The organism is Streptomyces adelaidensis, assembly GCF_016598475.1.
Classification (GTDB): Bacteria; Actinomycetota; Actinomycetes; order Streptomycetales; family Streptomycetaceae; genus Streptomyces; species Streptomyces adelaidensis.
The window spans coordinates 1-14,039 of sequence record NZ_JAEMUX010000015.1 but is presented as its reverse complement, the minus strand read 5'-3'; the positions used below and the strand labels follow the sequence as shown (position 1 = coordinate 14,039).

10 protein-coding genes are annotated in these 14,039 nt (G+C 69.7%); 3 read left to right on the top strand and 7 right to left on the bottom strand.

Annotated elements, in window-relative coordinates; all coding sequences use genetic code 11:
* Nucleotides 1-55 precede the first annotated feature (55 nt).
* Nucleotides 56-361 (top strand): ferredoxin, encoded by a 306-nt coding sequence (locus tag I8N67_RS11385; protein ID WP_200302721.1) that lies wholly within the window; start codon nt 56-58, stop codon nt 359-361.
* A gap of 90 nt (nt 362-451) precedes the next feature.
* Here I8N67_RS11385 and I8N67_RS11380 read toward each other — a convergent pair whose 3' ends face one another.
* The 3 genes from I8N67_RS11380 to I8N67_RS11370 all read right to left on the bottom strand — a co-directional run bounded on the left by I8N67_RS11380 (nt 452) and on the right by I8N67_RS11370 (nt 3,867).
* The gene (locus tag I8N67_RS11380) at nt 452-1,027 is read right to left on the bottom strand and encodes a hypothetical protein (RefSeq protein ID WP_200302719.1); all 576 of its coding nucleotides are present in this window, start codon (nt 1,025-1,027) and stop codon (nt 452-454) included.
* A 251-nt stretch (nt 1,028-1,278) separates the two neighbouring features.
* Entirely contained in the window at nt 1,279-2,181 is a 903-nt protein-coding gene (locus I8N67_RS11375; RefSeq protein ID WP_200302718.1) for a tRNA (adenine-N1)-methyltransferase, read from the bottom strand.
* 120 nt (nt 2,182-2,301) lie between these two features.
* Nucleotides 2,302-3,867, bottom strand: a complete 1,566-nt coding sequence (locus I8N67_RS11370) for a site-2 protease family protein (RefSeq protein WP_200302717.1) — start codon at nt 3,865-3,867, stop codon at nt 2,302-2,304.
* Nucleotides 3,868-4,085: 218 nt separating this feature from the next.
* On the opposite strand from I8N67_RS11370, the gene I8N67_RS11365 reads away from it, so the two are divergent.
* Complete coding sequence (locus I8N67_RS11365; protein ID WP_200302716.1) at nt 4,086-5,024, top strand: RecB family exonuclease; 939 nt, start codon at nt 4,086-4,088, stop codon at nt 5,022-5,024.
* A gap of 15 nt (nt 5,025-5,039) precedes the next feature.
* Entirely contained in the window at nt 5,040-5,711 is a 672-nt protein-coding gene (locus tag I8N67_RS11360) for a response regulator (protein ID WP_200302715.1), read from the top strand.
* Between the two features lie 83 nt (nt 5,712-5,794).
* Here I8N67_RS11360 and I8N67_RS11355 read toward each other — a convergent pair whose 3' ends face one another.
* The 4 genes from I8N67_RS11355 to metH all read right to left on the bottom strand — a co-directional run bounded on the left by I8N67_RS11355 (nt 5,795) and on the right by metH (nt 13,897).
* The gene (locus I8N67_RS11355) at nt 5,795-7,378 is read right to left on the bottom strand and encodes an ABC transporter substrate-binding protein (RefSeq protein WP_200302714.1); all 1,584 of its coding nucleotides are present in this window, start codon (nt 7,376-7,378) and stop codon (nt 5,795-5,797) included.
* Between the two features lie 95 nt (nt 7,379-7,473).
* The gene (locus tag I8N67_RS11350; protein WP_200302713.1) at nt 7,474-9,075 is read right to left on the bottom strand and encodes an ABC transporter substrate-binding protein; all 1,602 of its coding nucleotides are present in this window, start codon (nt 9,073-9,075) and stop codon (nt 7,474-7,476) included.
* Nucleotides 9,076-9,492: 417 nt separating this feature from the next.
* Nucleotides 9,493-10,200: an HAD family hydrolase gene (locus tag I8N67_RS11345; protein WP_200302711.1), complete on the bottom strand. Its 708-nt coding sequence runs from the start codon at nt 10,198-10,200 to the stop codon at nt 9,493-9,495.
* 169 nt (nt 10,201-10,369) lie between these two features.
* Nucleotides 10,370-13,897 (bottom strand): methionine synthase, encoded by a 3,528-nt coding sequence (gene metH / locus I8N67_RS11340; RefSeq protein ID WP_200302709.1) that lies wholly within the window; start codon nt 13,895-13,897, stop codon nt 10,370-10,372.
* Between the last annotated feature and the right edge of the window lie 142 nt (nt 13,898-14,039).

Genomic DNA, 14,039 nt, shown 5'->3' with positions numbered 1-14,039 from the left:
CCCGTCAGAGCCCGCATCGTTCCCGACCGGCTCGATGAGAGAAACGGCAGAAGAGATGACCGTGCAGCAGGAGGCCGGGGCCGAGGGTGAGGCGCTGGAGGTCTGGATCGATCAGGACCTGTGCACCGGCGACGGCATCTGTGCCCAGTACGCGCCCGAGGTGTTCGAGCTGGACATCGACGGGCTGGCCTATGTGAAGAGTCCTGAGGACGAGTTGTTGCAGGCCCCGGGGGCGGCAACACCCGTTCCGCTGCCGCTTCTCACGGATGTGGTGGACTCCGCGAAGGAATGTCCGGGCGACTGCATCCATGTGCGTCGAGTCTCGGACAGGGTCGAGGTCTTCGGTCCTGACGCGGAGTGACCCGGCGGGTACTCCGCGTCGGGCTGTGTCTGCTTTCTCACACCGGGTTTGCCGGGTGATCACTTCCCGTACGTCTGGCCGCGGGCGGTGTCAGACGCTTTGTGCTCCGGCGGGCGTCGAGCGTACGAACGCCCCGTTCTTCCACTGCCACTTGAGGGGGTCCGTCACGTCGGGGCAGCAGTTGGGGATGTCGGTCGACGAGTAGCCGTGCAGGGTGGCGGTGACGACGGCGTCGCGGACGGCGAAGTCGGTGACGGTCTTGCGGGCCTTCGGGGCGACGAGGGTGGCGATCAGCCGGGGTGCCGCGGTGTCCGTGGAGCGGGTGAGGACGTACACGCTGTCGGGCGGGGTGCCCATGCTGGCGTCGCAGTGCACGACGGCGACGGTCTCGGGGCGGCCGTCGCCGTCGAGGTCTCCGGAGCGCTTCGCCTTCACGACGATCCCGACGGGTCCGCAGTCGAGGGGGAGGTCCACCTCGGTGGGGTCGGGGGGCGCTACGACGGCGGGGGCCGGTGCGGCCTGGGGGCCTGGCTGGGCCGCTCTGGCCGCGTCGGGCTGGAGGGCGGACGAGAGGGCCATGACTCCGGCGAGGGCGGTGGCCGTGGCGAGCCAGTGGATGGGGCGGGTGTGCGCGTGTGCCAGTTCCGGGACGGCGGATTGCTGCACTAGGAGCGTCTCCTGAGGGTGCTGTGCCGGTTGGGATGCCCCGCATGGTGCCACACGTCACAGGGGGTTGGAACGGCGGGGTACGTGGTTCCCGCAGCTTTCCGGCGGCGCGTCAAGGGGTGTGCGCCGTGGCCGAGTTCCCTGGCGCTGTCGGGAACTCGGCCACGTCAATGGCGCGTTGTGCGCGGCGCGGAGGCTGCCGGCCACCCGTCGGCGAGGCCCCCGGGCCCCGCGGCGGGTGGGGGGGCGGCTCAGCGGCCGGCGCCGCCGTCGGCGTTGGGGCCGGTGTAGTCCTCGCCGTAGGCGCCCTTGGAGGGGCGGCGGCGGCGCATGGGGGGCTCGACGCCGTCGGCGAGGCGGCGGGCGGTGAGCAGGAAGCCGGTGTGGCCGATCATCCGGTGGTCCGGGCGGACGGCGAGGCCTTCGACGTGCCAGTTGCGGATCATCGATTCCCAGGCGCTGGGCTCGTTGAAGCAGCCGATCTCGCGGATGGATTCGACGGTGCGGGCGAGCTGGGTGGTGGTCGCCACGTAGCAGCAGAGGATGCCGCCGGGGACGAGGGCCTTGGACACGGCGTCCAGGCATTCCCAGGGGGCGAGCATGTCGAGGATGACGCGGTCGACGTCGGGGTCGCTCAGGTTGTCCTGGAGGTCGCCGACGGTGAGCTGCCAGGCGGGGTGGGGGCCGCCGAAGTAGCGCTCGACGTTCGCTTGCGCGATCTCGGCGAAGTCCTCGCGGCGTTCGTAGCTGTGCAGCATGCCCTGGTCGCCGATGGCGCGCAGCAGGAAGCTGCTGAGGGAGCCGGAGCCGACGCCGGCTTCGACGACGCGGGCGCCGGGGAAGATGTCGGCGAAGGCGAGGATCTGCCCCGCGTCCTTGGGGTAGACCACGGCTGCGCCGCGGGGCATGGACAGGACGTAGTCGGGGAGCAGGGGGCGCAGTGCCAGATAGGCGACGTTCCCCGTGGTGCGGACAACGCTGCCCTCGGGAGCGCCGATCAGCTCGTCGTGGGGGAAAGAACCCTTGTGGGTGTGGAAGTTCTTTCCCTCTTCGAGCGTGAACGTGTAGTGGCGGCCCTTGGGGTCGGTCAGCTGAACCTGGTCCCCGACCTTGAAGGGCCCGCGCCTGCGGGCGGCACCGGTCGGTTCGGACATGTGAACAGCCTACCGGTCCCCGCGGGGGCCTCCGACCACCGCTTCATCGGCCTGCGCGGGCGTGCGACGGGCGGGCGGGGGAGCACCGCGTTGGGAGGGCGGGTGCCGGGAGGAGGTTGGTCAGGAGGGTCGGGCCATGGCTTTGACGAAGGCCTTTTCCACGTCGGACGCGGAGAGGACGCCGTAGATCTCGCCGGAGTCCTCGACGACCAGGTACTCGGTGGCGGGGGCGGCGCGGAGGGCGTCGAGGAGGTCTTCGCCGGCGAGTTCGGCGGAGACGCGCATGCCGTCGGTGAGGTCCTGGGCGAGGCCGCTGACGGCGACCCAGGGGCGGCGGTGTTCGGGGACGCCGACGATGGCGGCTTCGCGGACGAGGGAGACGGGTTCGCCTGCGGGGTCGACGACGACGAGGGCGCGGGCGCCGGCTTCGTTGGCGCGGCGCAGTGCCTCGGAGAGGGGGGTGTCGGTCTCGACGGGGACGGCGCGGCGGGTGAGGGTGCGGGCCTGGAGTTCGGGGAGGTGTTCGCGCAGTCGGGCCATGCGGAGGCTGTTGCCGGCGCCGGTCCAGATGATGGCGGCGAGGATCGCGGCCAGCAGGGCGTCGAGGACGGTGTCCATGCCGACGCTGTCCTCGGCAGCGGAGCCGAGCAGTCCGGACTGGGTGAGCAGGGGCAGTCCGATGAGCACGGAGATGGCGAGGGCGCGGCCCACCCAGGCGGCGGCGACGGTGCCTGTCATCGGTCTGCCGGTGATCTTCCAGACGACGGCGCGGAGCATGCGGCCGCCGTCGAGGGGCAGTCCGGGCAGCAGGTTGAACGCGGCCACGATCAGGTTGGAGATCATCAGGCCGGCGAGCAGGACGCCGGGGACGGTGCCGGGTTCGACGGCCTGGAGGGCGACGTAGAAGATGCCCGCGAGGATCAGGGAGAGCAGGGGGCCGACGAAGGCGAGGACGAATTCGCGGCCCGGGGTCTCGGACTCCTTCTCGATCTCGGAGACGCCGCCGAAGAACTGGAGCTGGATGCGGCGCACCGGCAGTTTGAAGCGGAGGGCGGCGACCGTGTGGGCGAGTTCGTGGACGAGTACGGAGGCGTAGAAGGCGACGGCGAAGAAGAGGGAGACCAGGTAGCGGGCGCCGCCGAGTTCGGGCAGGACGCGGTCGAGTTGGCCGCCGAAGACCCATGTGATCAGGGCGGCGACGAGGAACCAGCTGGGCGCGACGTAGACCGGTACGCCGAAGGGGCGGCCCATGAGGATGCCGCCGCCGGGTTCTTTGGGGCGCTTGGGGGGCTTGGTGGGGGGGAGTTGGGGGCGTGCGGAGGCCGCTGTGCGCTCCGGGTCGTCCACCGGTGCCTTGTGCAGGTCGGCCGGGGTGGTTTCCTCCGGGGTCGCCTTGTCCGGGGTCGTCGTGTCCGGGGTCGTCGTGTCCGTCGGCGGCTTCGTGTCCGTCGGCGGCTTCGTGTCCGTCGGCGGCTTCGTGTCCTCGGTGGGGTCGGCGGCCTTGGCGGCGGGCTCCTCGGCGGCGGGCTCCTGCGGGGCGGCGGCGTCCTCGGGGTGCTTCGGGTTCTCGGGGTTCGTCGGGGGGGTGCTTTCCGCCGCCGGTGTCTCGGTCGGGTCGCGGTGTGCGCGCTCGGGCGCCTCGTCGCTGCCGGACCGCGGCTGCCCGCTCCCGCCGCTCGTCTCCACGATGTCCCCTCGTTCGAAGCGTCTTCCGCGCCCGGTGGCCGGGCGGAAGGGTCTGTGGTCGATGCTATGCGGTCGTCGTGGTGGGTTCCGCCCCGGCACCCCCTCTGTTTTCCCCCGCGCCGCATGTGTCACACGGGTGTCGACGTGCGGTGTCGGGGGCGGTGGTCGTACGAGGCCGTGGCTGTCACTGTCAGTGGTGGGCCGTATGGTCTGTCGTCATGGAAACCAGCACCGACCGCACCGGCACCGGCCCCGAGGGCGGCGACCCGGTGGGCGGCGAAGGCGGTCGTCCTGCCGTGCGGGCCGCCGCGCCTCCCGCCTCGCTGTCGCCCTCACGTGCGGGCGATTTCATGCAGTGTCCGCTGCTGTACCGGTTCCGGGTGATCGACCGGTTGCCGGAGAAGCCGAGCGAGGCGGCGACGCGCGGCACGTTGGTGCACGCGGTGCTGGAGCGGCTGTTCGACGCACCGGCGGCCGAGCGGACGGTTCCGCGTGCCAAGTCGTTGGTGCCCGGGCAGTGGGACCGGCTGCGGGAGACCCGGCCGGAGGTGGTCGAGCTGTTCGCGGACGACCCGGAGGGTGAGCGGCTGGCACGCTGGCTGGGTGAGGCCGAGCGGCTGGTCGAGCGCTGGTTCACGTTGGAGGATCCGACGCGGCTGGAGCCCGCCGAGCGCGAGATGTTCGTGGAGGCGGAGCTGGAGTCGGGGCTCCGGCTGCGCGGGATCATCGACCGGGTGGATGTGGCGCCCACCGGTGAGGTGCGGATCGTCGACTACAAGACGGGGAAGGCGCCGCGGCCGGAGTACGCCGAGGGCGCGCTGTTCCAGATGAAGTTCTACGCGCTGGTGGTGTGGCGGCTGAAGCAGGTGGTGCCGCGCCGGCTCCAGCTCGTCTATCTCGGCAGTGGTGATGTGCTGACGTACGACCCGGTGGTCGCGGATCTGGAGCGGGTGGAGCGGAAGCTGCTCTCACTGTGGGAGGCGATCCGGCTGGCCACGGAGAGCGGGGACTGGCGGCCGCGGCCGACCAAGCTGTGCGGTTGGTGTGATCATCAGGCGGTCTGTCCGGAGTTCGGTGGGACTCCCCCGCCGTATCCGCTTCAGGTGAGGTCAGCCGAGTCGGGCGGTGCGGCGCAGGGCAGAATGGGGCCGGACTAGCCGAAGGAGACTTTCGTGGCCATCCGCGTCCTACTGGTCGACGACCAGCCGCTGCTGCGTACCGGGTTCCGGATGATTCTGGAGGCGGAGCAGGACATCGCGGTCGTCGGGGAGGCCGGGGACGGCCTTCAGGCGATCGACCAGGTGCGGGCGCTTCAGCCCGATGTGGTTCTGATGGATATCCGCATGCCCCGGATGGACGGGGTGGAGGCGACCCGGCAGATCACCGGGCCGGGGCGGGACGGTCCGGCGAAGGTGCTGGTGCTGACCACCTTCGATCTGGACGAGTACGTGGTGGAGGCGTTGCGGGCGGGTGCCAGTGGGTTCCTGTTGAAGGACGCTCCGGCGAACGAGCTGGTGCAGGCGATCCGGGTGGTCGCGGCGGGTGAGGCGATGCTCGCGCCGAGCATCACGCGCCGGCTCCTCGACAAGTACGCGGAGCATCTGCCGTCGGGTGACGAGCCGGTGCCGGACACGTTGCACACGCTGACCGACCGTGAGGTCGAGGTGCTGAAGCTGGTGGCGCGGGGTCTGTCGAACGCGGAGATCGCCGCCGATCTGTTCGTCAGCGAGACCACGGTGAAGACGCATGTGGGTCATGTGCTCACCAAGTTGGGGTTGCGGGACCGGGTGCAGGCGGCGGTGTACGCGTACGAGAGCGGGTTGGTGCGCCCCGGCGCGCAGTAGGCGGGCCGCACGGTGACAACGCGCCGAGGGCGCCCTCTTCCGGTGGAAGAGGGCGCCCTCGGTCGTCGGGGCGGTGTCGGGGGTCAGCCCTTGCTGATCTCCCAGAAGCGGAACACGGTCGACGCGTCCAGGCAGTACTCCAGGCCGTAGACGTCGTCGCGGACGACGGCGTACTGGTTGGCCTGCCAGACGGGGAGGAGGGGGACGTCGGCGGCGACGATGTTCTGGAGTTCGGCGTACTCCTTCTCCGTGGAGGAGCGCTCGCTCTGGGCGGCGGTCGTCGTGAGGAGTTCACCGGTGATGGTGTCGTTGGTGTAGTTGTTGCCAAGGACGTTGCCCTTGCCGAAGAAGGGGCTGGTGAAGTTGTCGGGGTCCGGGTAGTCGGGGACCCAGCCCTTCACGTAGACGCCGTACTTGCCGGCGGCTATGTCCTTCTCGTACTGGTCGAAGGCGACGGACTCGACCTTGGCGTCGAACAGGCCGCTGTCGTTGAGCTGTTCGGCGATGGCCTTCAGTTCCTGGTCGGTCGAGGGGCCGTAGCGCGACGGGGTGGACCAGAGGGTCAGTTCGACCTTGTCGGTGATGTTGTCGGCGCGCAGGGCGGCCTCGGCCTTGGCGCGGGAGGGGCGGGCGCCGTAGGTGTCGAAGAAGGCCGTGTTGTGGCCGGTGATGCCGGCCGGGATGATCGAGTACAGCGGGGTCGCGGTGCCCTGGTAGACCTCGTCGACGAGGGACTCGCGGTCCAGGAGGTAGGCGATGGCCTGGCGGACGCCGAGCTTGCCGGTGATGGGGTCGTCCATGTTGAAGACCAGGTGCTGGACCTCGGCGCCGGAGCCGTCGACGATGTCGACGCCGTTGGCGGTGGAGGTCTCGGTCTCGATGTCGGAGATGTCGGCGGCGCTGAGGCCGCGGTAGGTGACGTCGAGTTCGCCCTCGAGCAGGGCCTGCTTCAGGGCGTCCTGATCACCGTGGAAGAACTTGAGGGTGACGCCCTCGTTCTCGACGTCGGCGGTGCCCCGGTAGTTCTCGTTGACGCTGAAGACGGCCTCGTCCTCGCCGAAGGACTCCAGCTTGTAGGGGCCGGAGCCGACCGCCTCGCCGTCCTTGCGGAGGCCGTCGGCGTCGTAGGCGCTCTCGTCGACGATGGAGCCGGCGCCGGAGGCGATCTTGCTGGGGAAGGTGGCGTCGGCGTACTTGAGGTTGAAGCGGACGGTCTTGTCGTCCGGTGTCTCGACCTTGCCGAGCATGGGGAACATGATGGCCGGGCCGACCTCGTCGTTGATCTTCAGCATGCGGTCGAAGGAGAACTTGACGTCCTTCGCGGTGAGCGCCTCACCGTTGCTGAACTTCAGGCCGTCCTTGAGCGTGCACTCGTAGACCTTGGTGCCGCTGTCCGTGAAGGAGCAGTCCTCGGCGAGGTCCGGTTCGGGCTCGGTGGCACCGTTGGGGAAGCTCAGCAGGGACTGGAAGACGTTGTTGAAGAGGAGCCAGGACCCGGGGTCGTAGCCGGAGGCGGGGTCGGTGGCGAGGACGTCGTCGGACATCCCCATCACCACGTTGGAGCCGGAGTCCCCGGATCCCCCCGATTCGGAGCCGCAGCCGGTCAGCAGGCCGGCGGCCAGCCCTGTCGCGATGGTCAGGACGGGCCACTGCGTGCGCATGTTCACGTATCGATGCCTTGTGTCGTCGGGTGCGTTGGGGACGCTCCGGGCTCCCCCAGAGGCCGGCAGGCCTCTGCCCGGGGCGGGGATCGAGGTGTCGATCAGTTGCCCACGCCGCGGCCCAGCTCCCAGAGCTGGAGCGTCGAGGCGGAGTTGAGGGCGTATTCGGCGCCGGTGATGTCGTCGCGGGCGGCGACGTACTGCTTGCCCTGCCACAGCGGCAGGATGGGCACGTCGTCGGCCACGATGTCCTGGATGCTGGCGAGGCTGTCCACGGCGGTGAGACGGTCGGCCTCGCGGCGGGACTCCGGGATCAGCTTGCCGCGGATCTCCTTGTTGGCGTACGGCGAGCCGAGGAAGTTGTCCTTGTCGAGGAAGGGCGCGAGGTAGTTGTCGGCGTCGGGGAAGTCCGGGAACCAGCCCATGCCGTAGACGGCGTACTCGCCTTCCTGCTCGGCGGGGCGGAACGTCGACCAGGGCGCGCCCTTGATGGTGACGTCGAACAGGCCGCTGTCGTCGAGTTGCTTCTTCAGCAGCTCGAACTCCTTCTTCGTGGCCGCGCCGTAGTGGTCGGTCGTGTAGTGGAGGGTCAGCTTCACCGGGGTGGTGACGCCGGCCTCCGCCAGGGTCGACTTGGCCTTGGCGATGTCCGGGTCGCCGTACTTGTCGAAGAAGGAGTTGGAGTGGCCGGTGATGCCGGCCGGGACGAGCGAGAAGAGGGGTTCGACCTGGGAGCCGTACACCTTGGAGACGAGTTCGGCGCGGTCGATGACCTCGGCCATGGCCCGGCGGACGGCGGTGCTCTCGACCGGGGCGGCGTCGGTGTTGAAGGCGAGGTAGCGGATCTCCAGGCCGGTGGACTCGACCACGTCGATGTCGCTGTCGTCGGACGCGGAGAGCTTGTCGATCTGCTCCGGTGTCATGGTGCGGGTCATCAGGTCGATGTCGCCGTCCCGCAGGGCGGTGCCCATGGCGTCGGCGCCGGCGAAGGAGCGCAGCTCGACCTTGTCGTTCTTCGGGTCCAACTGCCCCTGGTAGTTGGGGTTCTTGGTGAAGACGGCCTTGACCAGCTCGTTGTTCTCGACCTCGGTGTCCATGGTGTACGGACCGGAGCCGTCGACCTGGAAGCCGTCGCGCAGTTTGCCCTTGTCGTAGTCGGCCGGGTTGACGATGCCGGCGACCGGGGTGGAGAGCTTGTACGGGAGGGTCGCGTCGGGGCTGTTGAGGTGGAAGATCACCTCTTTGCCCTTGGTCTCGACGAGGTCGATCGTGGACAGCAGGGCGAAGACACCGCTGTCGGCCTTGAGGGCGCGGGCCCGGTCGATGGAGAACTTCACGTCCTCGGCGGTGACCGGGTCGCCGCTCGCGAATTTCAGGCCGTCGCGCAGCTTGCAGACGTAGCGCTCGTTGCCGGTGTCGGTGAAGGAGCAGCTGGAGGCGGCCTCGGGTTCCGGCTCGCCGTCGCCGCGGGGCTGGACCAGGAGGGTCTGGACGGTCTGGCGGAGGATGTTCCAGGTGCCGACGTCGTAGGCGTAGGCCGGGTCGACGGGGGCCGGGGCCTCCTTCGAGGCGGTGAACCGGTCGGTGGTGCCGACGACGATCGCGTCACCGCTGCCGCCCGCGCTGTCCGTCGCCTGGCAGGAGGCGAGCACCGGGGTGAGCAGACCGATCAGGGCCGGCAGCACCAAGGTCTTGCGGTTCATTGCTCGAAATTCTCCAGAGCTGTGTTCCGAGACGGGTGCCGGCGGGGTGGTGCGAGCGCGTCACGGGAAGTACGGCGATGTTCTCGTGTCGAGATTAGCCCGCACTGTCAGAGTGGCTGGTACGCACCGGAGTTGGGCCCTCCTCACGCTGCGGAACCGGCTGCGGACACACCGGTGTAGTGCGCACGGAATGTTTGGGGCGCTCTTCACCAATCGGGACACAAACGCGCGGCGAACGCGCTCCGAAGGGGGGCCCGAGCGCGCATGGACGGCGCGCCCGAACCCCCTTCGAGTGGCAAACCTCACAAGCCGAAAGGGCTTCACATTCGGCGGAATTCAGTCACTGCGGCGAATTCGTTGCAGCGATCCGAATTCCCGGCCGGAACCCCATGAGTGATCTTGGAATTCCTTGTATTTTCAATTGCTTACGTGATCACCGATCAGGCCGCGCAGGAACGGCAGGTCGACCTCTTCCAGTGAGGTCACGACGGTGCGGCGGGCGGCGGGGGCGATGGGGGCGACGGACGGGACGGCCACCACGTGGCAGCCGGCGGCCTCGGCGGCGGCGACACCGGTCGCGGTGTCCTCGATGACCGCGCACCTGGCCGGCTCCGCGCCCAGCCCGGCGGCCGCGAGGAGGTAGGGGTCGGGGAACGGCTTGGTCCGCTCGACCTCGTCGCCCGCGACGGTCAGCGCGAAGTGCTGGGGGCCCAGGGAGGTGAGGACGCGGTCGATGATGCGCCGGTGGGAGGCGGAGACCAGGGCCGTGGGGACGCCGTGCGCGGCGAGTTCGGCAAGGAGTCTGGACGCGCCGGGCATCAGCGGCAGCGCGCGTCCGATGCGGGCCTCGAAGCCGTCGTTGAGCAGGACGGACAGCTCGGGCAGGGCGATGTCGGCGCCGGTGGCCTCGATCAGGAAGCCCGCGCTGCGGCTCATGGGGCCGCCGACCACGACATGGCGCCAGGAGTCGTCGAGGGTGTGCCCGAGACCGGCGAAGATCTCGACCTCCACGTCCCACCAGAAGCCCTCGGTGTCCACCAGGGTGCCGTCCATGTCCAGGAGCACGGCCTGCAGTGCGGAGCCTTCGGCCGTACGGGTTCCGAGCGCGGGGATCGTCGTGGTCATCCGGCGCACCTCCTTGTGGGACGAGCAGGCCGGTTCCCGGATGGGGAACCGGCCTGCGGTGGACCGACCAGTGTACGACGCCGCGCTCGGAAGCGCCCTTTGTCGGGGACCGCGCTGTCGCCCGCGCCGGGCCGGCGGCCTCGAAACACCGCTCGACCCGGCGGAGCGCTCAGCGGGCGTTGAAGTACTTCGCCTCAGGGTGGTGGATCACGATCGCGTCCGTGGACTGCTCGGGGTGGAGCTGGAACTCCTCGGAGAGGTGGACGCCGATCCGCTCGGGCTCAAGGAGCTCGGCGATCTTGGCGCGGTCCTCCAGGTTGGGGCAGGCGCCGTAACCGAGGGAGAAGCGGGCACCCCGGTACTTGAGGTCGAACATGTCCTCGATCGCGGCCGGGTCCTCGCCGGCGAAGCCCAGCTCGGAGCGGACGCGGGCGTGCCAGTACTCGGCGAGGGCCTCGGCCAGCTGCACGGACAGGCCGTGGAGTTCGAGGTAGTCGCGGTAGGAGTCGGAGGCGAAGAGCTTGGCGGTCTCCTCACCGATGCGGGAGCCGACGGTGACGACCTGGAGGCCCACGACGTCAGTCTCGCCGGACTCCTCCGGGCGGAAGAAGTCGGCCAGGCACAGCCGTCGGCCGCGGCGCTGGCGGGGGAAGGAGAAACGGGTCCGCTCGTTGCCCGCGTCGTCCAGGATGATCAGGTCGTCGTCCTTGGACACGCACGGGAAGTAGCCGTAGACGACGGCCGCTTCGAGCAGGTTCTCGGTCTGGAGCTTGTCCAGCAGGCCGCGCAGCCGGGGCCTGCCCTCGGTCTCCACGAGCTCCTCGTACGTGGGCCCGTCGCCGGTGCGGGCCTGCTTGAGCCCCCACTGGCCCTTGAAGAGGGCACCCTCGTCGAGCCAGGTGGCGTACTCCTTGAGCTGGATGCCCTTGATGACGCGGGTGCCCCAGAAGGGCGGGGTGGGGATGGGGTTGTCGATGGCGACGTCCGAGCGGACGTGGCCCTCTTCGGGGCGCTCCTCGACCTGTACGGCGGCGGCCGCACGGACGCGGCGCTGCTTGAGCTCGGGCAGCTTGGCGCCGGGGACGCCCCGCTTGACGCCGATCAGAGCATCCATCAGGCGCAGGCCCTCGAAGGCGTCGCGGGCGTAGCGGACCTCGCCCTCGTAGATCTCGTGGAGGTCCTGTTCGACGTACGCCCTGGTCAGGGCGGCACCGCCGAGGATCACCGGGTACTCGGCGGCCAGCTTGCGCTGGTTGAGTTCCTGGAGGTTCTCCTTCATGATCACGGTCGACTTCACAAGGAGGCCGGACATGCCGATGACGTCGGCCCTGTGCTCCTGCGCGGCTTCGAGGATCGCGGAGACCGGCTGCTTGATGCCGATGTTGACGACGTTGTAGCCGTTGTTGGTGAGGATGATGTCGACGAGGTTCTTGCCGATGTCGTGGACGTCGCCGCGGACGGTGGCGAGCACGATCGTGCCCTTGCCGTCGTCGTCCGTCTTCTCCATGTGCGGTTCGAGGTAGGCGACGGCCGTCTTCATGACCTCGGCTGACTGGAGGACGAACGGGAGCTGCATCTGGCCGGAGCCGAAGAGCTCGCCGACGACCTTCATGCCCTCCAGGAGGGTGTCGTTGACGATGTCGAGGGCGGGTCGGGTCGTCAGGGCCTCGTCGAGGTCCGCCGCCAGGCCGTTCTTCTCGCCGTCGATGATGCGGCGCTGAAGTCGCTCGTCCAGGGGCAGGGCGGCGAGTTCCTCCGCCTTGCCGGCCTTGAGGGACTTGGTGGTGGCGCCCTCGAACAGGGCCATCAGCTTCTGGAGCGGGTCGTAGCCCTCCGCGCGCCGGTCGTAGACGAGGTCGAGGGCGGTGGTGACCTCCTCCTCGCTGAAGCGGGCGATGGGGAGGATCTTCGACGCGTGCACGATCGCCGAGTCGAGGCCCGCCTTGACGCACTCGTCGAGGAAGACCGAGTTGAGCAGCATGCGGGCGGCCGGGTTGAGGCCGAAGGAGATGTTGGACAGGCCGAGGGTGGTCTGCACGTCCGGGCGGCGGCGCTTGAGTTCGCGGATCGCCTCGATCGTGGCGATGCCGTCCTTGCGGGACTCCTCCTGGCCGGTACAGATGGTGAAGGTCAACGTGTCGATGAGGATGTCCGACTCGTTGATGCCCCAGTTCGTCGTCAGGTCCTCGATCAGCCGTTCGGCGATGGCGACCTTGTGCTCGACGGTACGGGCCTGGCCCTCCTCGTCGATCGTCAGCGCGATCAGCGCGGCGCCGTGCTCCTGGGCCAGCTTCGTGACCTTGGCGAAGCGGGACTCCGGTCCGTCGCCGTCCTCGTAGTTCACCGAGTTGATGACGGCGCGCCCGCCGAGCTTCTCCAGGCCTGCCTGGAGGACGGGAACCTCCGTGGAGTCCAGAACGATCGGCAGCGTGGAGGCGGTGGCGAAGCGGCCGGCGAGTTCGTTCATGTCGGCGACGCCGTCGCGGCCGACGTAGTCCACGCACAGGTCGAGCATGTGCGCGCCCTCGCGGATCTGGTCGCGGGCCATCTCCACACAGTCGTCCCAGCGGGCGTCGAGCATGGCCTCGCGGAACTTCTTCGACCCGTTGGCGTTCGTCCGCTCGCCGATCGCCATGTACGCGGTGTCCTGGCGGAACGGGACCGTCTGGTAGAGCGAGGCGGCGCCGGGTTCGGGCTGCGGCCGGCGCTCGACGGGCGTGGCGCCCTGCACGCGCTCCACGAGCTGCCGCAGGTGCTCCGGGGTGGTGCCGCAGCAGCCGCCGACCAGGTTCAGGCCGTAGTCCCGTACGAAGGTGTCCTGGGCGTCGGCCAGGCCCTCGGGGTCGAGCGGGAAGTGGGCGCCGTCCTTGGTGAGGATCGGCAGGCCGGCGTTGGGCATGCAGAGCAGCGGGGTGGTGGAGTGGCGGGACAGATAGCGCAGGTGCTCGCTCATCTCGGCCGGGCCGGTCGAGCAGTTCAGGCCGATCATGTCGATGCCGAGCGGTTCGAGCGCGGTCAGCGCGGCGCCGATCTCCGAGCCGAGCAGCATCGTGCCGGTCGTCTCGAAGGCCATGGAGACCAGCAGGGGTACGTCGAGGCCGGTGGCCTCCATGGCGCGGCGGGCACCCAGGATCGACGACTTCGTCTGGAGGAGGTCCTGCGTGGTCTCCACGATCAGGGCGTCGGCGCCGCCGGCGAGCAGGCCCTCGGCGTTCGCCTGGAATCCGTCGCGGAGCGTGGTGTAGCCGATGTGGCCGAGGGACGGCAGCTTCGTACCCGGGCCGATGGAGCCCAGGACCCAGCGCTGGCGGCCGTCGCGGGCGCCGAACTCGTCGGCCGTCTCGCGGGCGATGCGAGCGCCGGCCTCGGACAGCTCGTACACGCGCTCGGCGATGTCGTACTCGGACGCCGCCGTGTGATTGGCGCCGAACGTGTTCGTCTCGACGCAGTCGACGCCCACCGAGAAGTACGCCTCGTGGACGAAGCGCACGATGTCGGGCCGGGTGACGTTCAGGATCTCGTTGCAGCCTTCGAGGTTCTCGAAGTCCTCCAGCGTGGGGTCCTGGGCTTGGAGCATGGTGCCCATCGCGCCGTCGGCGACCACCACGCGGGTCGCGAGGGCCTCGCGCAGCGCGGCGGTTCGGGCCCGGCCGGCGGCGGCTGCGGACGAGAGGGACGGGTTCGGCGACGAGGCCATGGAGATGCTCCCTGGAATGCGACGGCTGTCGGCTTTGCGGCTTCCCGTGGAAGGCGCACGCCGCCAGGGTAGCCCGGAGCGCCACGGATGGTCAGGGGCGTCCACGGGACGGACTGGCGTGGCGCGCTGGGCGTGGCGCGCT